The following is a 24,377-nucleotide window of genomic DNA, read 5'->3' as shown; positions in this document are numbered from 1 at the left end:
GTGCAACAAATAACCTAATATTAAGTTTCTAATATATTGGTTATTTACATATAATATTTCATTTATTCAATCGATTTGCTATATATTATTTATGTAATTATACGATATATACCTGATAACTAGCTCAAACTGTATTTTAAAAGTGATTAAGTATATAATGCCCCACAAATTTAATTAATTTATATCATCTAATATATATTTTTATGAAATCTTCAATTATCAACAAATTAGAAATGCTACAAGAGCGTTATGAAGAAGTTCAAGCATTATTGTCTGATGCTTCGGTTATTGCGGATCAAAATCGCTTTCGCACTTTATCTAAAGAATATTCGCAATTAACAGGGGTGGTTAAGTGCTTTTCTGATTGGAAGCAAACACAAGAGGATATCGAGACAGCTAAAATGATGCTATCTGATCCTGAAATGAGTGAAATGGCTCAAGAGGAGTTAAATGAAGCATTAAGTCGAGTTGAAGAACAAGAAAAGCAACTACAAGTTTTATTATTACCTAAAGATCCTAATGATGACTATAATTGTTTTGTCGAAGTTAGAGCAGGAACGGGGGGTGATGAAGCGGCTATTTTTGCAGGTGATTTAGCCCGAATGTATACAAGATTTGCCGAGTCGCACAGTTGGCGTGTTGAGATTATGAGTGCAAATGATGGTGAACATGGTGGCTATAAAGAAGTTATTATGTTAGTGAGTGGGGATGGTGTTTATGGCCATTTGAAATTCGAATCGGGTGGACACCGAGTTCAACGCGTGCCAGAAACCGAATCGCAAGGTCGTATTCATACATCGGCTTGTACTGTTGCTGTTTTACCAGAAGTCCCTGAAGCAGAAATGCCTGAAATTAACCCCGCTGATTTAAAAATTGATACCTATCGTTCATCTGGCGCAGGTGGTCAGCATGTTAATACAACAGATTCTGCTATTCGTATTACCCACATTCCTACGGGCATCGTTGTTGAATGTCAAGATGAGCGATCGCAACATAAAAACAGAGCCAAAGCAATGTCAGTTTTAGCCGCAAGAATTCAAGATGCGGAACTACGTAAGCGCCAACAAGAAGAGGCTTCAACACGTCGAAATCTATTAGGTTCAGGCGATCGTTCGGATAGAATCAGAACATATAATTATCCACAAGGTCGAGTAACCGATCATCGAATTAATTTAACGCTTTACCGTTTAGACGAAGTCATGGAAGGAAAATTAGAGATGCTAATCGATCCGATTGTGCAGGAATATCAAGCCGATCAACTAGCAGCTTTATCGGAACAAGATGAATGACATACTTACAATGGCTTAAAAGTGCATCTCAAACCTTAACAGATAGTGAAAGCCCAAAGCGAGATGCTGAAATTTTACTGAGTTTTGTTACGCAAAAAACGCGGACATTTTTAATGGCGTTCAGTGAAACATTGCTAACTGATGATGAATTGATTGCTTTATCTGAATGTTTAGAACGCAGGAAAAATGGTGAGCCTATCGCTTATATAACTGGCGAAAAAGAGTTTTGGTCTTTAAAGTTTAATGTTTCTAACGCCACTTTAATACCTAGACCGGATACCGAAAAATTAGTTGAATTAGGTTTAGAGTACCTTCCTAAAGTGCCTTGTGAAGTATTGGATCTTGGCACGGGGACAGGTGCGATAGTTATTGCAATGGCAACCGAACGTCAAGACTGTTTATTTACCGCAATTGAAAAAAATAAAGATGCCCTAATCTTAGCTCAAAAAAATGCTGCCCAAATTGGAGTGAATAATGTTTATTTTTTACAAGGTGATTGGTACAAACCAATAAAGAATAGAAAGTTTTCAATGATTGTCAGTAATCCTCCTTATATTGAGCCAACAGACATCCACTTATCCCAAGGCGATGTACGCTACGAACCAAGAAGCGCATTAGTTTCTGAAGATGATGGTTTAGCTGATATTAAACTAATTGTACAAGGTGCAACTAAGCACTTAAACCAATATGGGTGGTTACTAATAGAACATGGTTGGAAACAAGGTGAGGCAGTGCAAACTGTTTTTAAACAACACGGATTTCAATTAGTAGAAACCTTCACCGACTACAGTGGTAATGATAGAGTTACCCTTGGTCGCTGGTTTAAACCTTAACTAGGAAAATTTTATGATGCAGCAAAAAAAAGTAAACATTGGTGACATTACTGTCGCTAATGATCTACCCTTTGTACTATTTGGTGGTATGAATGTGCTTGAATCTCGTGATTTGGCGATGAAAATCTGTGAACATTATGTCACCGTTACCAATAAACTAAATATTCCTTATATTTTTAAAGCCTCTTTTGATAAAGCAAATCGCTCATCAATTCATTCCTATCGTGGACCAGGATTAGAAGAAGGGCTAAAAATATTCCAAGAGCTTAAACAACAATTTGGCGTTAAAATTATTACTGATGTACATACTGAAGCACAATGTCAACCCGTTGCTGATGTGGTTGATGTAATTCAATTACCTGCCTTTTTAGCAAGACAAACTGATTTAGTTGTTGCAATGGCTAAAACAGGCGCAGTAATTAATGTCAAAAAACCACAATTTGTTAGTCCAGGGCAGATGGGTAATATTGTTGAAAAATTTGAAGAGGCTGGTAACAATCAAATCATCCTTTGTGATCGTGGTAGCTGTTTTGGTTATGACAACTTAGTGGTTGATATGCTTGGTTTTAACATTATGAAAAAAGCAAGCAAAGGGTCACCAGTTATTTTTGATGTTACTCATGCTCTCCAATGCCGTGATCCTATGGGAGCAGCATCAGGTGGACGTCGTGGCCAAGTAACTGAACTTGCACGCTCGGGCATGGCTGTTGGTATTGCTGGGTTATTTTTAGAATCCCACCCAGATCCAAGTCATGCAAAATGTGATGGACCGTCAGCATTACCACTAGCAAAATTGGAACCTTTCTTAAAACAGATGAAAGCCATTGATGAACTAGTAAAAAGTTTTGATGAAATTGATACTGAACACTAAGAGTTTAATTATTTAGCTACAATTAAAAAAACGTTATTTATTATAAAGTAAACGGTATTTTTAGCATATTAATAAAAAAGAGAAACCAAATATGATTTCTCTTTTTTATTTGGTTATGTGGTCATTTTACGTCATTAATCTTTAGAAATTACTTACTTTTTAATCTTCAATTTTTCAACCACGGTAATAAATATACATAAAAAATGCCATACCCTAAATCATAGGTAGCGTGTTGATATTATAAATAAAATTGGTGATAGACTAAATATTGACACCAAACGTTCATTTAGAACATATTCATTAACATCTTCTAAAATCGTCATAACATATTAAATAATGTGACTTTAATGATTAATACTAACGTAATTTTGTACGTGGGTTGGTCATTTACAATGGGATATTTATACAAAGGTTTATATTTTAGGTGATATTTTTGTAAAAAATATTCAGGATTCTATACCGTCATAAGTTTAAAAAACTCTAAAAAAAGTCCGCCATATTATTTTTTTTAATAAAAAAAGTTGTGACTTTTATCTAAAAATTAGCATAAAAATCGATTTTTTTAGTGATTATGATCACGATTTAGAGTGTTTAATTTGCTAGATAAAATATGTTTATGCATTATAAAAATACATATTTACCTCATATCTGAATTTAAATATGTTCCTAAATAAAGCTTAGTTTTCAAATATTTAAAATAAAAGTTACTTTGAAGTTCAATTTATTAATAATAATCATATGTTAAGAAGTTTTACTGTAAGTTAAATAGCATAATTTCATTATTTTAGGAAAATAAATATGAATATTTATAATGCAAAAATGATACCTAACCGATTAAATCTTTTAACTAAACTTATTTTTTCTTTTTCTGTTTTAATGGGGGTAACTCCAGTTGATGCCGTCTATGAAAATCATTTTTTCGATGATGCTTCATTAACTGGTAACATCTTTTTCTGGAATCGTGATCGTGACCGTAAAGATATAGAAACCAATAAATATAAAAGCAATATTAGACAATCAACATTTAATAGTAATTTGGATTATCGTTCTGGCTATATTGCAGATAGATTTGCTATTGAACTTGGTGGTTATGGCGCTTGGGAAGTGAGTAATGGCGGTAATGGTCATCCAAATGAAATTGGATTTAGTGGATCACATACTCGTTGGATTGAAGATTGGAAAAAAGATGTCAGCGGATTGAGCTTTTATAAAGCACAAGCAAATTTTAAAATTGACGAATTATTTTGGGTAAAAGCAGGTTATATTCAACCCTCAGGTCAAACGTTACTTGCACCACACTGGAGTTTATTACCAGGTACTTATCGAGGTTTTGAGGTAGGGTCAACTCTTGATTTTGATAGCGCTGGAGCATTGTCGATGTCATATATGTGGAGTGATAAATATAAAGCACCTTGGTATAAACGGCTTTATGAATTTAAACAGTGGGGAAAAGGTAAAAAAATTGATTATTTACATTCTGCCGGTTTGAAGTATGACTTTAAAAATGACTTACTATTAGAAAGTGCATTTGGACAAGCACAAAATTATATGAACCAATTTTTTGGTAAAGTATCTTATAAAATGGAAGTATTTGATAATCCTATGATTATGAGCTACCAATTTTATGGCGCTAAAGATCAATCGCATAAAGGTACAGATGTATATGATGGCTTAGCGTGGTTGCAAGCAGCAACATTAGGCTATCAAGTTGGTGCTATAGGTCTACGATTTGAAGGCGTTTCGGTTAAAGCTGATGGAGAACAGGGATTCTTTTTACAGCGTATGACACCTGATTATGCTTCATCAAATGGTCGTTTAGATATATGGTGGAATTCTCGCTCAGACTTCAATGCTAATGGTGAAAAAGCAGTGTTTGCTGAAGTGACTTATGATTTAAGTCACTTATCTCATTATTTAGCGGGTTGGAAAACAGGTGCGTCTTATGCCTATGGTTGGGATGCAAAACCTAGCACTAATCGTCAATACAATCAAAAACAGCGTTTGATTGAATCTGCATATAACTTTGATTTAGGTTATACCGTGCAAGAAAGTTGGGCAAAAGATACAACCTACCAATTGCACTATACCAAATATAATAACCATTCAAATATACCGAGCTGGGGTGGTGGATACGGTAATATCTTCCAAGATGAACGGGACATTAAATTTATTGTTACAATTCCATTCACTGTTTTTAGTGCTAAACAAAAATAGGTAAAAAAAATGAAAAAGATTAAGGCAACGATATTAGCAACTTCAATCCTTTCTTTGTTAAATATATGTGCGATTCAATCAGTGCATGCTTCTCAACAAATTGCTAATTTGATTAGTTCTCAACTTAATGTTAAATATGAAGTTGTCGACAATCAAGCAAACGCAAATGGCGTTAACTGTTCAACTTTAGGTGCTGATTGGGCTTCTTGTAATAACGTTATGATTTCACTTAAAAATACTGGAACAGCCATTAATAATAAAGATTGGGCTATCTATTTTGATAATATCAGAATGATTCTAGCTGTAGACAATGATCAGTTTAAAATCACCCATATTACAGGTGATTTACATAAGCTCGAGCCAACAGAAAAGTTCACTGGTTTTCCTGCCAATACAACGGTGAATATTCCAATTATTGGGGAATATTGGATGCTTAGTGAAAGTGATGTTATGCCACGTTGGTATGTAACTTCCAGTGATGCTAAACCCAAAATTATTGCTAACACTAACACTGATTCTGACAATTTATCGGCATTTGTTGCACCAATAAAACAACAATGGAAAAGAACGGCTGATGATCACAATATTTTAATGACGCCTGCTAACCGTTTTGAATATAACGCCGATATTAATAAATTATCAGAATCATCGTTACGAGGGCAAATTTTACCGACACCAAGCAAACTTACAATAGGTAAAGAGGATGTTATAATTGATCAGCAAGGAGTTAATTTGATCCTTAATGGTTTAAATCAAGAAAGTTTAGCTATTTTAAAAGCACAATTTAAAGCATTAAACATTGCAGTAACAGGAAAAGGTTATCAAATAAAAGCAACCGTTGATCCTAAACAATTTAAGCAAGAAAAATTTGGCGCTTATCAATTAGATATCAAAAAGGATAAGACATTAATCACCGCTTATGATGAAGCAGGGATTTTTTATGCCATTCAATCCATTTTATCTATCATTCCCGTAAATCATTCAAATTCAATACCAATGCTAAATGCTGTTGATTCGCCACGTTTTACATATCGAGGGATTATGCTTGATATTGGGCGTAATTTTAAATCTAAACAAGCCATATTAAGTTTATTAGATCAAATGGCAAAATATAAAATGAATAAATTCCATTTTCACTTAAGTGACGATGAAGGTTGGCGAATTCAAATTCCTGGATTACCTGAGCTAACTGATATCGGTGGTAAACGCTGTCACGACCTCACGGAGCAAAATTGTTTATTACCACAATTAGGTTCGGGACCTGATAGTAATACAAGTGGATCAGGATTTTTAAGTCGTAATGATTACATTGAAATTGTCAAATATGCAAAAGCACGCTTTATCGAGGTTATTCCTGAAATCGATATGCCTGCACATGCCAGAGCAGCAATAGTATCAATGGAAGCACGTTATAAACGCCTAATGAATGAAGGAAAAGAGCAACAAGCTAATGAGTATCGTTTAGTTGATCCAACCGATACATCCAATACCACAACGGTACAATTTTATAATCGCTTAAGCTATTTGAATCCTTGTCTTGATTCATCTAAACGCTTTGTTAATAAAGTTATCGATGAAATCGCAAAAATGCATATTGAAGCAGGGCAACCGCTTAATACTTGGCATTTTGGTGGTGATGAAGCTAAAAATATCCGTTTAGGTGCAGGTTATCAAGATCTGCAAGCAAAAGAAAAAACTAATATTAAAGGTACTATTGATCAAAGTATTGAAGATCATCCATGGGCTAAATCACAAGCTTGTCAAACTTTTGTGAGAAAAGACGAAGTGAAAGATATTGAGCATCTACCAAGTTATTTTGCACAACAAGTCAGTACCATTATTAAAGATCATGGCATAAACCATATGCAAGCATGGCAAGATGGTATGAAACATGCTAAAAATGCCAAATCTTTTGCAGTCGATAAAGTTACAGTTAACTTTTGGGACACATTATATTGGGGGGGATTTGATTCAGTTAATGAATGGACAAATAAAGGTTATCAAGTAATTATCTCTAATCCAGACTATGTTTATTTAGATATGCCATATGAAGTGAACCCAAAAGAGAGTGGTTACTATTGGGCAACACGTTTTAATGATGAGCGTAAAATATTTAGCTTTGCACCGAATAATTTACCTCAGAATGCTGAAACTTCGGTTGACCGAGATGGTAATCCATTTACAGCTAAAGGTACTATGAACTGGTCAGGTGCTTATGGGCTATCAGCACAAATTTGGACTGAAGATATCCGTAGTGATAACAAAATGCAATATATGGCTTTTCCTCGTTTACTAGCGGTTGCTGAAAGGGCTTGGCATCAAGCTGATTGGGAAATGGCTTATCAAAAAGATCGCCAATATCATCAAGGTGAAACACATTATGTAGATAGCAAAGCGTTACATGATGATTGGAATCGCTTTGCTAATTTACTTGGACAAAGAGAGCTAGCTAAACTTGATCTTGCGGGTATAAATTATAGATTACCTATCCCTGGTGCAAAAATTGTAAATGGTAAATTAAACGCCAATATTGCCTTTCCTGGGTTGAACATTGAATATTCAACCGATAACGGAAAAAATTGGAAATGTTATAATGATCCAGTTGCTATTAATAAAGATGATACTATTTTTGTTCGTAGTATTTCGCCAGATCAAAAAAGAACAAGTCGTATAGAAAAGCTAAATTAAGCTTTAAAACACTAATATTCTTATCCGTTTATCGGATAAGAATAAAGCCTAAGAAAGGGAGTTGATGATATTTAATGAAGTGTCTCCATTAGCTCCATTTCGTCAAAATCGTCATCATTCCCATCTTCAAAATAAGTGCCCCAACCATCATAATTGACGTCAAATTGAGTAGTAAGTGTGATGATTTCTGCAATTTGTGCATTTATTAGTTCGGCATTGAGTGGGCTTTCGGTAACAATATCAAAAGCGATAATAACATTGCCTGCATCGTCAATATCTTCATCGGGATCGGTTGCTTCATAGCCTAATTTATAGGCTTCTACTGCCACTTTTTCTAATTTATCAAAATGTTGTGATGAAATGTGATGCTCAATGATATAAAGTGCATGAGGATCGCTACCATCTTCTAATAGTTCCTCAATAATTGCGCTAGTATCTTGTTGAGCAAGGCGAATTTGATCTTTCATAATATACCTTTTAGTGGTCGAGCAAATTGTATGGTATATTACACGTTTCAAAATAATTTTCGAGAAAAAAATGATCGTTGATTTACATTCACATACTACGGCATCGGATGGTCTCTTAACACCTAGCGAACTTGTCAAAAGAGCTGTAGATAACCAAATTGCTATTTTGGCTATTACCGATCATGATACCGTTAAAGGTTTATCTGAAGCTCAAAAAACGATTGCTAACGAAAATTTACCTATTAAATTAGCTTGTGGTGTTGAAATATCAACTTCTTGGAAAAACAACGAAATCCATATTGTTGGGTTAAATATTGATATTGCACATCCTGAGTTAACGACACTGCTATCATCACAAGAACAAGGAAGAATCGATCGAGCGTTGGCTATAAGCCATAAATTAGCTAAAGTTAGTATTGAAAACGCTTATCAACAAGCACAACAATTTGCAAAAGGAGACATTGTTTCGCGTGCTCATTTTGCAAGATTTTTAGTTGCTAACGGCTATGTTAAAGACATTAAACGCGCCTTTAAAACGTACTTAGGAAAAGGTGGTTATGCTTATGTACCTGCAACATGGTGTAGTATTTCAGATGCAGTTAATGCCATTCATGCGGCAAGAGGACAAGCAGTACTTGCGCATCCAAGTCGCTATGATCTAACTTTAACTAAATTAAAATTATTAATAAGTGAGTTTAAATCTAGTGGTGGTGATGCAATTGAAGTTTCACAAAGCAGGCAAACGCAAGATGATTTACAAAAATTAGCTAAATTAGCCAATGAATTTGAACTATTGGCATCACAAGGATCAGATTTTCATGGTGTTGACAGCTATTTAGATTTAGGGAAAACAACCCCACTACCCGGTAGTGTTACACCAATTTGGCATAATTGGAAACTCTAAATAAATCTGGATTAAAATCGATTTATATTCGTGCTTCACTATAAGGTTAACGATATAAAATTTAATCATGCAAATCAGATTAACAATAATATTGATATAGAAGAAAATTATGAGTCAAACTTTTTATATTCATCCAGATAACCCGCAAACTCGATTATTAAATCAAGTTGTCAACATATTAAATGATGGTGGTGTTATAGCTTTTCCGACCGATTCAGGATATTCATTGGGTTGTTTACTAGACAATAAATCGGGTGTTGATCGAATTTGTCAAATTCGTCAACTTGATAAAAATCATAATTTTACCTTGATGTGCCGTGATCTTTCTGAACTATCTAGTTATGCTTTTGTAGATAACACAACTTTTCGGTTACTAAAAAATAATACCCCGGGTAAATATGTTTTTATTTTACAGGCAAGTAAAGAAGTACCCCGTCGATTGATGAATGAAAAACGCAAAACAATTGGACTAAGAATTCCTGATAATAAAATTGATTTAGCGTTGCTCGAATTATTAGGGCAGCCATTAATGACTGCGACATTAATTTTACCTAATGATGACCAAGCGCAATCCGATCCCGACGAAATAGAAGATAAAATAGGTTATCAGCTTGATGCGATTGTGCACGGTGGTTATATAGGTCAACAACCTACCAGCGTAATTGACTTGACTAATGACTATCCAACAGTTATTCGCAAAGGAAGTGGAGACACTAAGCCATTCGAATAAATGTTCATTTTTTATTGTCAATATATCGACAATATAGTTAATAGAAAATTGATACCTGAGAAGGTAACAGCGAGGATTTTATGAAAAATAGCAAATCAGCATTCCCACAACTTGGCAAAAAGACAAATAGCGTTAAAGCAAAGGAAAAGCAACTCTATGAAAAACCAAAAACCTCAAGAGTACCAGCTATTACACGCAAAACATCGGCACATGATAATACTGAAAAACTCCAAAAAGTATTAGCTAATTTAGGTAATGGATCACGCCGAGAGATTGAAGCAATGATTGTGGACGGTAAAATCAGTGTAGATGGTAAAATTGCCACATTAGGTGATCGGGTTGATGTTAATGCCAATCCGAAAATTCGTATCAATGGTCATTTAGTTCAGCTAAGAAGCAAAGAAAAAGAAGTTTGCCGAGTACTAGCTTACTACAAACCAGAAGGCGAAATTTGTTCACGAAACGATCCTCAAGGACGTGCGACGGTTTTTGAGCGTTTACCTAGATTAAAAAATGCTCGTTGGGTGAACATTGGCAGACTTGATATCAATACATCGGGTTTATTATTATTCACAACTGATGGTGAATTAGCTAATCGATTAATGCATCCACGGCACGAGATTGAGCGTGAATATGCAGTGCGAGTATTTGGTAATGTGACTGATCAACAAATTAACCAACTTCGTAAAGGAGTGCAACTAGAAGATGGCCCAGCCTCATTTCAATCAATTAAAGCACAAGGTGGTGATGGAATTAACCAATGGTTTAATGTAGTTATAACAGAAGGCCGTAATCGGGAAGTTCGTAGAATGTGGGAAGCTATTGATGTGCAAGTTAGTCGATTGCTACGCATTCGCTATGGCAATATCACTTTACCCAAAGGATTATCACGCGGAACTTGGCTAGAACTTGGTATTGACTTAGTCAATTATTTACGTGAACTAGTCGGTTTGTCACCTGAATCTAAAAGCTTCACCACAAGCTCTTCTTCTGACAAAAGAATAGTAAGACCTAAACGAGTCAAACTTAATCAGCAGACTAAAACAACACGGCAAAGAGTAACTCAAAAAGCAACTCGAAAATAACCTTTACCCTGCCCTTAAATAGTTTAGTTATTTAAGGGTACCAGAATAAAATATAATTCACACCTTTCCTATTTCAAATAAACTGACTTGTCACCCAATAATAATGAGTAACTAGTTAATCAATTTTTAGCAAAAAAAGTTAATAAATTAGAACTAATTTATAATAGACTCACCAACTAGTTTATTAATCAAGCTATATTTAAACAGTTTTCATCTTAATAACAAGATGAACAAGCAAAAAAATAAACTAAAATGAATTGAAAGGAAAATTATGCGTATAATTATAGCTGTTTTTTTATGTTCTTATTAGCTGCTTGTCATACACGTACAGCAGAAGAAGCTTATAAAGAAGGAAAATATTTAGAAAGCATCAACTTATTGGCGGATAGTATTGAGGATAAGGGTACTGCAAAATTAGGTCAAAAAGACGTACAACGACTACAAAATATCGTCAATAACGTTATGCAACATTATGAAACAACTTTATCAAATGCCAATAATCAGGATTATGCCAAACGAATAGAATGCTACCAAAATTTATTAGCAATGAAACTGCGATTAAGTGATCGTTTTTATAGCCAAGAAATCAGTTTTTTTGATAATAAATATGATTTTACTAAATTACAAGAGAGTATCGCAAAAGAGTACTATGACTATGGTAATTCAATCACAGGAACCGATAGTAAAAGTTATAGAATAAAAGCCGATTTATACAAAAAAGGATTTGAGCAATACAACTATAAAAACATTGAAAGTTTGTATAACAATGCAAATAAAAAATATATGCAACTTGCTGCTAAAGATTATTATGACCAAGGAAAAATGTTAGCACAGCAAGGTAATTATAAAGCTGCTGCGGATGCATTTAATAATGCCTCGGAAGTATATCAGCCTCTTGGCAAGTACAAAGATAGTGACAAACTTTCTATTGAGAATGATAGAAAACACTGTACTCAACAAGCAGAAAATGCTTATGAACAAGCACAACAATTAGCCAGAACAGCAACACGTCGTTATCAATTTCGAGAAGTTGCCCAATATTACGCTTCAGCTGCTTCGGCTTATCGCCAATACGGAGCGTTTCGCGATGCAGATTTCCAAGCAGATAAATATAAAAGAGAAGGGAAAATAAAAGTTTATTATAATTCTTCAGAATTAAAATCTTATGTAACAGATCTATTAAGTAAAGACTTTATAGAATTTGTTATCTACCAACCAGGACAAGCAGATGTCACGATCCGTGTAACGACAAATGTTGAATTTTCTGATCTTGGTAAATCAGTTAACAATGAAACCAAAACCGAAAAAATATTTGATAAATTTATTGAATTCGCTGACGAAAACGGTAATAAAAAGCAAGTTAAAACCTATAAAGATCAGCAGTTTAATTTACAAACTGTGACTCACAGCAATAAATTAACCTTAACCACTGAAATTGAGGCTCATGGAATCTATAGTTACAGTAAATCATTTAACATTGTACAAACGTCAGCAAAACATGATTATATCTACTCTGGCAATGTGCCATCAAATTTACATAATTACAGTAAAGGAACATTGCAAACCAAAGATAGCTTGCTTCGAGCGGCAAAAGAACAGCAATTAACAGAATTAAAAGTATATATTGAAGATATGGTTCGGGATTTATCATATCTATAATTACTATAAATGTCATAACTAAAATTTAACTAAATAAAGACTACTTACTCATTGGTGCTCATTTTTATAAATGAGTGTCCAATGAGTAAATTGAATGTTTTTATTTATTTGCGGAGTTGCTTTAATTCGTCCAATATAAAGAAGTACGGGATGGATTAGATCATATCTAGTCAAAAATTAAAAATGTGTTTGTTTGGGGCAGCGTTGGTTAGTAAACACTGTTTTCGGCTAAATGAAACTTGAATCCTTGTTGATGCACGATTTCTCGCAATGTTTATAGTATTAATTACTGTAAACAACACTAGAAATTCCTACAATTAAAAAGTTGCTATATCAGTACTAAATTTCATCTAAAATAAAACGACGTTTGGTTTATCAGAACATCAACTCCATACTTTTTCAATTCAATTATTGAAGTGATAGCTAAAATAGTTGTTTTATCAAATTCATGATAAAATATGGTTTCTTTTAAAAACTTTACAAAAAAAATTAATACGATGAAAAAATAAAATATTCTTTGTTGCTAGTTTGCAGCATAACATTGGTCGGTTGTTTTGGTTCAGATACCACTTCGTCTAGCTCTGTTGATCGTATGATTGATAATCCAACACCAAATGAAATAAAAGTGATTATTGATGGAAATGAATTAACCATTCCAGCAAAATCAAGTGTGAATTATACATTTGAATACGGTAAGCATACACTGTCTTACGGTAATCAATCATTAAATTTTATAGCTAAACCTTCAACAACTAATAGTTCAGGATTAATTAATCCTACTCAAAGTAATTATTATTTATTAACAACTTTCTATACAACTTCAAATGTGAGTGATGAAACTTACGATAAGTTGATAGCTAAATATTTAAATTCAGTTCCAGTAATTATTAAAGGTGAACAGCAAGAGCTTGAACTACCAGTTAAAGTTATTAATGATGTTTTTATTGAGCGTCAAAAAGATTTTTGGGATTATTCAGTAGATGAACCTTATCCAGATGAAGTAACTTTACGAGGGAAAGGGCAATTTCAATCTCGAAAAATCAAATTATTCCGAGAAGATGGCTTTATTGAAGCTTTAAAAGCAGAAGGGCTTAATGAAAAAGTTGATTTTATAAATGAACATCCTAAATTTTCTGAGCTTAAAAAATATACTATACCAAATATTCAGCTAGATGCTATTACTTGTAAGAAAGGTCGCGAATTTGTTGAAACGCAGTTAAATGATTGGAATAAGCTTTTTACTCTGACAGGTAAAGATTTGGCCTTGTTATACAAACAGTTAACATCGTCTGAAACTTTTCACACGAAACATGCCATCATAACAGAATGTACGAAAGCAGGAGATTCAAATCAAAGCTATCAGTTCGCTACAAGAGAACTTGAGGGGGCATTCGATGAAACTAATCAACTTAATTTTTTTATTACTCAATAAACTAATTTAAGTAAAGGTAAATGTTTAACCGAATCGGTAATAGTTACATCTTCTTTATAATATAAGCGCCATATCTTCCGTCAGTGATAAGGCGTTAGTTTTGTTTTCATGTATATTCTTTATAGCCATTTTTTAAAGCTTCATAAATAAAGTGAGTTGTTCCTACATTAAATTTTTATCACTTCTGATGTTTACAATCTTCATACTAACCTCTAAACTAATTGATGTTCTCAACGGGGTGCCCTAAAGGGCTGAGAATGTTAGATAGGATAACATAACCCGCCGAACCTGAACTGGATCATGCCAGCGGAGGGATTTGAGTTATTGCACTTGCTCAAACCTTTTGTCTTTTATTTGCTATTTTGGAGGCAAAATGTTTTGTAAAAAATTGTTATTATCTTTGGTATTTTCGATACCTTTTATTGTAAATGCTGCCAACGTAAAACCAACCTTAACTGTTTATAGTTATAATTCCTTTATTTCAGAATGGGGACCAGGAAAAGCAATTGAGAAAGGGTTTGAAGCACAGTGTAACTGTGAACTTGAGATTGTTACATTAGGCGATGGAGTAGCGGTTTTAAATCGAATGCGACTTGAAGGTGATAGAACTAATGCCGATGTAATTTTAGGATTAGACAACAATCTTTTAGAACAGGCAAAACAAGCCAAAATAGTTATACCTCATCAAATCAATAAACCAGATAATTTAAATACCAACTGGTGGGATAGTGATTTTATGCCCTATGATTTTGGTTATTTCGCTTTTATTTATGATCAACAAAAAATCAGTAATCCACCACACAGCATGCATGAGTTAGTAGATAATAAAGTCAACTGGAAAATTATCTATCAAGACCCACGAACCAGCACTCCTGGGTTAGGTTTATTATTTTGGGTGAAAAATATATATGGTGATGATGCTGCATCTGCATGGCAGAAAATAGCAAAAAATACTGTGACAGTGACCAAAGGTTGGGGTGAAGCTTATGGCCTATTTTTAAAAGGCGAAGCTGATTTTGTGCTTAGTTATAGCACTTCGCCAGTTGCACATATTATGAATGATAATGATCATCGTTATGCTGCTGCTATTTTTGACGAAGGGCATTATCGCCAAGTCGAAGTTGCGGGTATTACTAAGTATAGTCAGCATCCCGAATTGGCACGTGCTTTTTTACAATATTTATTAACGCCTGATGTACAACGTCAATTTGCTGAAAAAAATTTCATGTATCCGATTATTAATATAACGTTGCCTGAAGCTTTTCAGCAAATTAAACCAGTCAATAAAGCACTCGAGTTTGATGCTAAGCAAGTTAAAAATAATCAAAAGAGGTGGGTGCGTGAATGGAAATCCACCATTAGTAAATAGTTTTATTCAGTATAATGTTGAAATTAAGAACGTTAATCCCTGGCATTAGTGCTGCAAGCTTGATTTTAGTTGTATTAGGTTCAGCACTATTTGCGCTTTGTTTAGTTGCTTTTGAGTCTAATAATTTAACTGTCTATTTTGATAGTTATTTATTACATGTTATTTGGATAACAATATTTCAAGCAACGTTATCAACATTGCTATCTGTGTTATTGGCAATATTGATGGCTAAAGCCCTATCGATAGTCAATTTTTGGGGTAAAAATCTATTGCTACGCATTATGCCTATCACGTTTATATTTCCTACGTTGGTTGTGGTAACGGGGTTATTATCTGTTTATGGGCAACATGGTTTATTAGCGTCGTTTTGTCATTATTTAGGTTTGCCTTTTGTGATATCCATTTATGGTTTAAAAGGTATTTTATTGGCACATATATTTCTTAATTTCCCTTATGCTTGTTGCTTGTTTTATCAAACCTTAAATAGTGTACCAGTCGAACACAAACAATTAGCTGCTCAATTGAATTTTTCGAGTTTTACTTATTTTAAATTGGTGGAATGGCCACTATTGCGTCGACAGTTGCTACCTATGGCATCGCTAATCTTTATGCTTTGTTTTTCTAGTTTTGCTATTGTATTGGCTCTAGGTGGTGGACCTAAATATACCACACTTGAAGTTGCCATTTATCAATCCATCCGTGAATTTGATTTGATACAAGCCGTGCTTTTAGCATGTTTGCAGTTGGTTTGTTGTACTTTTTTTATGGGGTTGATGCAAAAGTTTAATTATAGCTATAAATTTAACACTCAATATGTTAAGCAAAGTTATCGTTTACCTGTTTCGTTTAGCTTAATTTTGTCGAGTTTTGTTATTATTGTTATTGGTGCATTATTTATTTTGCTACCCATCATAACTATATTAATAAAAGGTATTTATTTTTTTCAGTGGTCATTTTTTTCAGCGGCCTTTCAACGTGCAGTTATGTTTTCTTTACTAATTGCTTTTGGGGCAGCCAGTATTGCTATGCTACTAGCTTTATTATTACTCTATACAAACAGCCGATTATTGATTAATCAGCAAATAAAATGGAGTAATCGGTTAATGTTAATTGGATCGCTGATTTTAATTATTCCAAGCATGGTGCTGGCGTCTGGTTTATTTTTATTGTTATTTTCGTACGCTTATAGTTCGGTCTTTGTTTGTGTTTTGACGATGCTTTGTAACAGTTTAATGGCACTGCCATTTATATTAAAAAACCTTGCTGCACCAATGTATGATGTTACATCACGCTATTGGCACTTAAGCCAATCACTTAATATTATTGGTTTTTGGCATTTTTATTTAATTGAATATAAAGCACTAAAAAAGTTAATTATCCAAAGTTTTGCCTTTTCAGCAATATTATCATTGGGTGATTTTGGTATTATTGCGTTATTTGGTGGCCAGTCAGTCACAACGTTACCTTATTATTTATATGAGCAAATATCGTATTATCATTATCATGAAAGTGCTGTAACTGCTGCATTATTGCTAATATTATCTTTTAGTTTACTGGTTGTGATAGATTATGATCGAACTGAATCAAATTAATTGTCAATACGATAATTTTAAAATGCATTTTGATATCAAAATTACTGCAAAAGAAAAGGTGGTTATTGTTGGGCCAAGTGGTGCAGGTAAAAGCTCATTGTTAAGCTTGATTGCTGGATTTATTTCACCAAATTCTGGGCAAATTTTACTTAATCATCAAAATATGACTCACACTCAACCAGGAAAGCGGCCCGTTTCAATTTTATTCCAACATAATAATTTATTTGATCATTTAAATGTTGAACAAAATATTGGCTTAGGCATAAAGCCTTGTTTAAAACTAAATACATCGGAACGCCAAACAATAGATGATATGTTAGCTAAAGTTGGTTTAACGGGTTTTAATAATCGTTATCCCGAACAACTTTCAGGTGGTCAGAGTCAACGTGTTGCGTTAGCTCGTTGTTTAATTCAACGTCGACCTATTTTATTGTTAGATGAGCCATTTTCAGCTCTCGATCAAGCATTACGCTTTGAGATGTTAGCATTAGTTGATCAAATTTGCGATGAGCTCGATTTGACATTAATGATGGTCTCACACAATCTTAATGATTCGCTTAGTTATTTTTCTCGTTGTTTGGTGGTGGATAATGGACAGATCGTTTTTTATGGTTTACCAAACCAATTAAACCAACCTGAAAATAATCACATTGCAAAGATATTGGGTTTAAATATCTCAAAAAATTAATAGGTTAGCATTTAATAATTTATATATTTAAATTTAGATATTTAAAGCTTAAGGTTTTATTAATCTACCAAGCATATATTGCATTTTATGATCAATAACAAAGCAAATTAAATATCTATGCTAAACATAAAAGCAACCAACAAATTTAGCTGGTCAGCACTTATCTTTAATATTTTATTTTTTACTTATTTTTCTAGTGCATTACAGTTATATATTTTTCTTTCGGGGCATTCCAATGCAATTGGACTTCGCGATTCAATTATCTATAGTTTGATTTGGCTTATTCCTGTTTTGATTTTTCCTAATTATACAAGAAAGATTGCGACTATATTTGGTCTTATTATCGGCTGTTTGTCTTTGGTTTCAGTCGGTTATTTTGTGATTTATCGACAAGAATTTTCACAAAGTGTATTTTTTGTTATGGCAGAATCAAATTATAGTGAATCAAGCGAATTTGTTCAGCAGTATTTTAGTATTAAATTAGTTATAGTATTGATTATTTATAGTTTAGTGGGTATTTATCTTTGGAGTAAAGTCAGACCTGTTTATATTAAAACTTCTACTAAATGGATTGTATCACTATTAATAGCTATTTATGCCATAATGCCTGTGTTTATTAGTGTGATAATAAAAAAATCATCTATTGAAAAAGCCGGAACTCATTTACTAACGCGTATGGAAACAACTGTGCCATGGCAACTTATTAATAGTTATTTAGCTTATCGATCTCAACTTAAAAATATGGAAGATATTTTAAATCATTTAGACACTTTACCTCCTGTTGAAAATTTAAAAGATGCTAACGGTAATACGCCTAGGACGTTGGTGTTAGTCATTGGTGAATCAACAACACGTAATAGGATGAGTATTTATGGTTATGGGCGAAATACCACACCTCAAATTGAGCAGTTTAAAAAAGATAATGCTGATTTTGTTGTATTTAACGATGTGGTTTCATCAAGACCTTATACTATCGAAATTTTGCAACAAGCGTTAACTTTTGCTGATGAGAAGCATCCCGATTTATACCTTAAAACTCCTTCATTAATAAATCTTATGAAGCAAGCAGGGTATAAAACATTTTGGATCACTAACCAGCAGACCATGACCAAGCGTAATACTATGTTGACTATGTTTTCTAAACAAGCCGATGAACAGTTTTATATGAATAACGATCGTAATCAAAGTTCAAGACAATATGATGAATCGGTATTTGATCCTTTCAAAAAAGTGCTAGCTGACAACGCTGAAAAGAAATTTATTGTTATCCATCTGCTTGGTACGCATATGAAATACGAGTTCCGCTATCCAAAAGACGGTAAGTATGACCTTTTTAAAGATAAGGAAAGTATTCCATATCTTCTCGATGACGATAAAGTAAATGTATATAATAGTTATGATAATGCAATAAGTTATAACGATTATGTCACAACAACACTGTTTAATATCTTCAAAAACAGTAAAGAAAATGGTTTTATGTTATATTTTTCAGATCATGGTGAAGATGTTTATCAAACGCCACCGCATAATGTGTTAGGGCGAAACGAGAAGGCACCAACTAAAACTATGTATACTGTGCCATTTATGCTTTGGCAATCGCCAACATGGGTGGCAACGCATCCTAATAACTATCAAGCTTATGTAGATCGAAAATTTAGTACTCAAGATTTGATTCATACTTGGTCTGATTTAGCAGGGTTAAGTTATAACTTATATGTTCCTGAAAAAAGTATTGTTAATCCTAATTTTCATGAATCGATTCGTTGGATTGGCGATCCTTATGACAAGAATGGTCTAATTGATTTTGATAAATTAACTAAGTAATTCCCTTAGGTTGTTTACACAAATATTTAAGGTATAATATTGTATATTTATACAGTTATATTTGAGTATTGTGAAACCCTCTATGCGAAAAATTATTCATGTCGATATGGATTGTTTTTATGCCGCCGTCGAAATGAGAGACAATCCCCGTTATCGCAATATGCCTATTGCGGTAGGGGGGGATCCTCGTAAGCGTGGCGTGGTTGCGACTGCCAATTATTTAGCTCGTCAGTATGGTATACACAGTGCTATGTCAATGGCTCAAGCCATAAAACTTTGTCCTAACCTTAAAATTATAGCGGGTAGGCATGCAGTTTATAAAGAAGTCTCCAAACAGATCCACCAAATATTTAAACGATATACTGAATCTATTGAGGCTTTATCACTCGACGAAGCTTACCTTGATGTAACTGATTGCAAACTTTGTTATGGTTCAGCGACTTTAATTGCTCAAGATATCCGTCAGGCAATTTACAAGGAACTTGAGTTAACTGCATCGGCAGGTGTTGCTCCACTTAAGTTTCTTGCCAAAATAGCCTCTGATATGAATAAACCTAATGGCCAATATGTAATAACACCAGATAACGTTGATAGTTTTATAGAGCAGTTACCGTTAAAAAAAATCCCAGGTGTGGGTAAGGTCACGGAAAAAAAATTAGCCCAATTGGGACTATTTACATGCAATGATATTATTAATTATGATGTAACTAAATTAATTACCCAATTCGGTAAATTTGGAAGAATACTATATGAGCGATGTCAAGGTATTGATGATCGTGAAGTGTGTAATGACAGGCAACGTAAATCGGTAGGGGTAGAGCGTACTTTAACTGATGATATTCATAGTTGGGAAGAGTGTTTATTGCAGTTCGATCCATTATTTGATGAAATGGAAAAACGGTTAAGCAAAGTTCGTGCTGATTTATCGATTGCTCGGCAAGGCGTAAAATTTAAGTTTGACGATTTTCAGCTAACTACACAAGAACATGTGTGGTCTAAATTGGATAAAGCTGATTTAATTGAGCAAGCGCATAAAGTTTGGTTAGAACGGCGTAATGGGCGTGGCGTTCGGTTAATTGGTTTTCATGTAACGTTAATCGATCCGCAAGTTGAAAAGCAGTTGATTTTTCAGTTTTAGCCCTTTTAACCATAAAAATGAGGATGCAGGCAAAGCCTTCAAACATCCTCATAACAAATGATAGCTAGCTAATAATGATTATTTCAAACTTGCACCATTAGTACTAATGACTTTTTTGTACCATTCAAAAGAGTCTTTTTTATAGCGTTTCATACTACCGTTACCTTCATTATCACGGTCAACATAAATTACGCCATAACGTTTTTTCATTTCGCCAGTAGTGAATGATACAACATCAATAATTCCCCAAGCAGTGTAACCCATTACATCAACACCATCATAATCTATAGCGGTTTGCATGGCTTTGATATGGGCACCTAAATATTCAATACGTGGTTTATCGTGTATTTGATTACCGTTTTCGAGTTCATCAATTGCACCAAAACCATTTTCGACAATAAATAGCGGTAATTGATATCGATCATACAGACGGTTAAGTGTATAACGTAAACCTTCAGGATCAATTGGCCAACCCCAATCGCTGCTTTTTATATAAGGATTTTCAACCGCATTAGGTAGTGCACCGTTAACTATGTTGTCACGATTATCATTTTTGGCATCAGCTTTAACGACAGTAGACATATAATAGCTAAAGCCAATGTAATCAACCGTACCTTTTTTCAAATAACCTAAATCTTCTTCGGTAATATCAAGTTTATATCCTTCACGCTCAAATTCTTTTAATGCATAAGCTGGATAGTAGCCGCGAACGTGAACATCAGGGAAGAAGAATCGTTGATGCATGGCAATTTCTGAAGCCATCATATCTTCAGGATTACAAGAATATGGATAAATTGGCACATGCGATACCATACAACCAATTTGAAAATCAGGATTAATTTTTTTACCTGCTATTACTGCTTTAGCACTGGCTAACAGTTCATAATGTGCAACTTGGTACAGAACTTCTTGCGGATTTTCATCAGGTTTAACTTGTACGCCAGAGTTAGTCCAAAAGAAGATAGGATTACTAGTATCCATTTGATTATTGATTTCGTTAAATGTCATCCAGTATTTAACTTTATTTTTATAACGTTCAAAACATGCAGTAGCAAAGCGCTCAAAAAATTCAACTGTCTTACGGTTTCTAAAACCACCATAATGACGAGCAATATGTAAAGGCATTTCAAAATGGGATAATGTGATAACTGGTTCAATGCCGTGAGCTATTAGTTCATCAAAAACATCATCATAAAAGCGAAGACCTTCTTCATTTGGTTCAAGTTCATCACCCTTTGGAAAAATTCGAGTCCACGCGATCGAGGTGCGTAGACATTTAAGGCCTAATTCGGCAAAAAGCTTGATATCGTCTTTATAATGATGATAAAAATCAATTGCAGTATGATTTGGATAAAATTTACCTGCTTCGATATCTTGAGTGATTTGTCTTGCAACGCCATGAGCACCTGCGGTCATAACATCAACAACACTTGGGCCTTTACCGCCTTCATTCCAGCCGCCTTCAAATTGGTGAGCGGCTAAAGCACCGCCCCATAAAAATGGTTTTTTAGTCATTTTTTATTCCTTGTTATTGCTTAATGTTAAATATGATATCATCAACTGTTACTTGTGTTTTATCGGTTAATGAAATTTGTTGATACTGATCGGTATTAACAATAATAATTGGGGTAATTAATGGATAACCTGCTTGCTTAATTGCCTCAGGATTGAAGCTGATTAGCAAATCACCTTTTTTTACTTTTTGATGTAATTCAACATAATATTCAAACTCATTGTTAGTTAAATTAACTGTATCAATCCCCACATGAATTAACAATTCGACGCCATTATCTAATGTTAACCCAATGGCATGTTTAGAATTTTCAAATACTGCAGTTACCTCGCCATCAAAAGGTGCATAAACATGATTATCAGTAGGTTCAATTGCAATCCCTTCTCCCATGAGTTTTTGTGAAAAAGCAGGATCGGGCACTTCGCTTAGTGGTAAAGCATGACCTGTCATCGGGCTTGTGATGTCAACTTCATCAAGAAGAATCTTAGGATTATCATCTTCAATATTGATATTTTCTTGACTATTAACTGTATCTTGTATGGTTTCGCCAGTTCCCAAAATTTGGATCAAAACTACTGGTCCTAAAAGAGCAATAAGTGCACCAATCAAGACGCCAATAAATGAACCAGGATTATTTGGGCTAATTGCATTAACGATAGTTAGTGGACCTGGTAAACCAGCGTAAGCAACATAGTGAGGAGCAAAAAATCCTGCCACAATACCACCACAAGATGCTGAAATACAGCCATAAATAAATGGTTTTTTAAAGCGTAAGTTAACACCATAAATAGCAGGTTCGGTTATACCAAATAAGCCAGTGATAAAAGCAGATAATGAAATACCTTTCATCTCTTGGGTTTTGGTTTTTAAATAAAAACCTAATGCTGCACCGACTTGACCAATAACGGCAATGGTTTGGAAAGCTTGGAAAGAATCTTGACCATACTGCTTAAAGTTTTCGACGATAACAGGTGTGATCCCCCAATGTACACCAAAAATAACAAAGACTTGCCAAACAGCACCTATGATTCCGCCTGCAACTGAAGGCGCTAGGCTAACAAACCAATTATAGCCGTTGGCAATGTATTGTGCACCATTTGCTGTTAATGGACCAACAACAAGTAATGTTAAAGGTACCATAATGACAAGGCTAAATAATGGCAATAAAACGGGTTTTATAATGCTATGCAGTCTAGGCTCTAAAAATCGTTCTAAATAAGAAAGTAACCAAACTAAAAAGAGTGGTGGTAAAACGGTTGAAGCATAAGTGGTTTGTGATAGCGAAATACCAAATAGATCAATTTCTTGTCCTTCGCTAATTAGTTTTGCAAACTCTGTCCATGTCGGTGATAACAGCGCAGCACAACAAGCAACAGCGATATATAAGTTACAACGAAAATGCTGAGAAGCTGTAATGGCAATAAAGATAGGTAAAAAGAAAAAAGGTGCCCAAGAGATGAAATTGAATACCTCAAAAGTTCCCGTTTTTTCTAGCTCTGGGCAAGCTAATTTAAGTAAAATCAAGATACCTTGCAAAATTCCTGATGCGGCTAAAATATAGACAAACGGGGCAAATACAGCCGACATTGTCGCAATGATGCGATTTAATATGTTGCTATCATTTCCTGCTTCAATTTTGTTATCAGTATTAACTAGCTGAGTAAAAGCGTTATAGACTTTATCAACATTCGTACCAATAACCACTTGGATTTGACCGCCTTTTTCAACAACGGTAATCACACCTGGCAATTTAGCAATGTTTTCTTTTGCATGATCTGGTGTATGTTGGGTAACAAGGCGAAGGCGTGTTGCACAGCGAGAAACGGTAACAATATTTTTCTCACCACCTAGCTCATTTAAAATATCAACAGCTAGCTTGTTATAATCTCTAATTTTTGATGACATCCATAAACTCCTTAAAAGCAATTCAGTAAGATTATTTTATAGACAATTTCAAAATTGTTAATTAACAATTATATTGTTTGTGATCTAGATCGAGTTTTTATATTATTTAATTTAAAACTAAAAATAAGCTGTATAAAATACTACTTCAATTATTGATTAAATTAATAATATAAACA

General features: G+C 34.0%; 18 protein-coding genes and 1 riboswitch. Of the genes, 15 read left to right on the top strand and 3 right to left on the bottom strand.

Annotated elements, in window-relative coordinates; all coding sequences use genetic code 11:
• Window positions 1-203 precede the first annotated feature (203 nt).
• The 5 genes from prfA (at window position 204) to A9G32_RS05875 (ending at window position 7,895) form a co-directional block, all read left to right on the top strand.
• Window positions 204-1,289, top strand: a complete 1,086-nt coding sequence (prfA, locus tag A9G32_RS05895; RefSeq protein ID WP_065589944.1) for a peptide chain release factor 1 — start codon at window positions 204-206, stop codon at window positions 1,287-1,289.
• Entirely contained in the window at window positions 1,286-2,122 is an 837-nt protein-coding gene (gene prmC / locus A9G32_RS05890; RefSeq protein ID WP_034909809.1) for a peptide chain release factor N(5)-glutamine methyltransferase, read from the top strand. Before prfA ends, prmC begins: the two co-directional genes overlap by 4 nt.
• A 16-nt stretch (window positions 2,123-2,138) precedes the next feature.
• On the top strand, window positions 2,139-2,993 hold the full coding sequence (kdsA, locus tag A9G32_RS05885) for a 3-deoxy-8-phosphooctulonate synthase (RefSeq protein ID WP_065560258.1): 855 nt from the start codon (window positions 2,139-2,141) through the stop codon (window positions 2,991-2,993).
• A gap of 876 nt (window positions 2,994-3,869) precedes the next feature.
• Window positions 3,870-5,207, top strand: a complete 1,338-nt coding sequence (locus A9G32_RS05880) for an OprD family outer membrane porin (RefSeq protein ID WP_442902829.1) — start codon at window positions 3,870-3,872, stop codon at window positions 5,205-5,207.
• A gap of 9 nt (window positions 5,208-5,216) precedes the next feature.
• Entirely contained in the window at window positions 5,217-7,895 is a 2,679-nt protein-coding gene (locus tag A9G32_RS05875; protein ID WP_065589943.1) for a beta-N-acetylhexosaminidase, read from the top strand.
• Between the two features lie 71 nt (window positions 7,896-7,966).
• On the opposite strand, the gene rraB is transcribed toward A9G32_RS05875, so the two are convergent.
• The gene (gene rraB, locus A9G32_RS05870; RefSeq protein WP_065589942.1) at window positions 7,967-8,362 is read right to left on the bottom strand and encodes a ribonuclease E inhibitor RraB; all 396 of its coding nucleotides are present in this window, start codon (window positions 8,360-8,362) and stop codon (window positions 7,967-7,969) included.
• A gap of 70 nt (window positions 8,363-8,432) precedes the next feature.
• Here rraB and rnm point away from each other — a divergent pair, with 70 nt between their 5' ends.
• From rnm to dinB, 10 genes are all read left to right on the top strand, one after another.
• Window positions 8,433-9,266 carry an RNase RNM gene (gene rnm / locus A9G32_RS05865; RefSeq protein ID WP_065589955.1) on the top strand — a complete coding sequence of 278 codons (834 nt, stop codon included), beginning with the start codon at window positions 8,433-8,435 and terminating at the stop codon, window positions 9,264-9,266.
• 109 nt (window positions 9,267-9,375) lie between these two features.
• Entirely contained in the window at window positions 9,376-9,996 is a 621-nt protein-coding gene (locus tag A9G32_RS05860) for an L-threonylcarbamoyladenylate synthase (RefSeq protein WP_065560248.1), read from the top strand.
• An 80-nt stretch (window positions 9,997-10,076) separates the two neighbouring features.
• Window positions 10,077-11,081, top strand: a complete 1,005-nt coding sequence (rluB, locus tag A9G32_RS05855; protein WP_081296770.1) for a 23S rRNA pseudouridine(2605) synthase RluB — start codon at window positions 10,077-10,079, stop codon at window positions 11,079-11,081.
• 297 nt (window positions 11,082-11,378) lie between these two features.
• Window positions 11,379-12,740, top strand: a complete 1,362-nt coding sequence (locus A9G32_RS05850) for a hypothetical protein (protein WP_065589941.1) — start codon at window positions 11,379-11,381, stop codon at window positions 12,738-12,740.
• Between the two features lie 541 nt (window positions 12,741-13,281).
• The gene (locus A9G32_RS05845; RefSeq protein WP_065589940.1) at window positions 13,282-14,172 is read left to right on the top strand and encodes a hypothetical protein; all 891 of its coding nucleotides are present in this window, start codon (window positions 13,282-13,284) and stop codon (window positions 14,170-14,172) included.
• Window positions 14,173-14,396: 224 nt separating this feature from the next.
• A riboswitch (TPP riboswitch) is annotated at window positions 14,397-14,505 on the top strand.
• 40 nt (window positions 14,506-14,545) lie between these two features.
• On the top strand, window positions 14,546-15,541 hold the full coding sequence (thiB, locus tag A9G32_RS05840) for a thiamine ABC transporter substrate binding subunit (RefSeq protein ID WP_065589939.1): 996 nt from the start codon (window positions 14,546-14,548) through the stop codon (window positions 15,539-15,541).
• Between the two features lie 14 nt (window positions 15,542-15,555).
• Window positions 15,556-17,133, top strand: coding sequence for a thiamine/thiamine pyrophosphate ABC transporter permease (thiP, locus tag A9G32_RS05835; protein ID WP_065589938.1), 1,578 nt, complete (start codon window positions 15,556-15,558; stop codon window positions 17,131-17,133).
• Window positions 17,111-17,821 carry a thiamine ABC transporter ATP-binding protein ThiQ gene (gene thiQ, locus A9G32_RS05830; RefSeq protein ID WP_065589937.1) on the top strand — a complete coding sequence of 237 codons (711 nt, stop codon included), beginning with the start codon at window positions 17,111-17,113 and terminating at the stop codon, window positions 17,819-17,821. Before thiP ends, thiQ begins: the two co-directional genes overlap by 23 nt.
• A gap of 117 nt (window positions 17,822-17,938) precedes the next feature.
• Entirely contained in the window at window positions 17,939-19,645 is a 1,707-nt protein-coding gene (cptA, locus tag A9G32_RS05825; RefSeq protein ID WP_065589936.1) for a phosphoethanolamine transferase CptA, read from the top strand.
• 82 nt (window positions 19,646-19,727) lie between these two features.
• On the top strand, window positions 19,728-20,783 hold the full coding sequence (dinB, locus tag A9G32_RS05820; protein ID WP_065589935.1) for a DNA polymerase IV: 1,056 nt from the start codon (window positions 19,728-19,730) through the stop codon (window positions 20,781-20,783).
• Between the two features lie 78 nt (window positions 20,784-20,861).
• On the opposite strand, the gene A9G32_RS05815 is transcribed toward dinB, so the two are convergent.
• A complete protein-coding gene (locus A9G32_RS05815) occupies window positions 20,862-22,298 on the bottom strand; it encodes a 6-phospho-beta-glucosidase (RefSeq protein WP_065589934.1) in 1,437 nt (478 codons plus the stop codon).
• 13 nt (window positions 22,299-22,311) lie between these two features.
• Window positions 22,312-24,201: a beta-glucoside-specific PTS transporter subunit IIABC gene (locus tag A9G32_RS05810; RefSeq protein ID WP_065589933.1), complete on the bottom strand. Its 1,890-nt coding sequence runs from the start codon at window positions 24,199-24,201 to the stop codon at window positions 22,312-22,314.
• Window positions 24,202-24,377: the final 176 nt, after the last annotated feature.

This window comes from Gilliamella sp. Gris3-2 (assembly GCF_001690345.1).
Classification (GTDB): Bacteria; Pseudomonadota; Gammaproteobacteria; order Enterobacterales; family Orbaceae; genus Gilliamella; species Gilliamella bombi.
The sequence above is the reverse complement of the archived record's forward strand: the minus strand, read 5'-3'. Positions and strand labels throughout refer to the sequence as shown.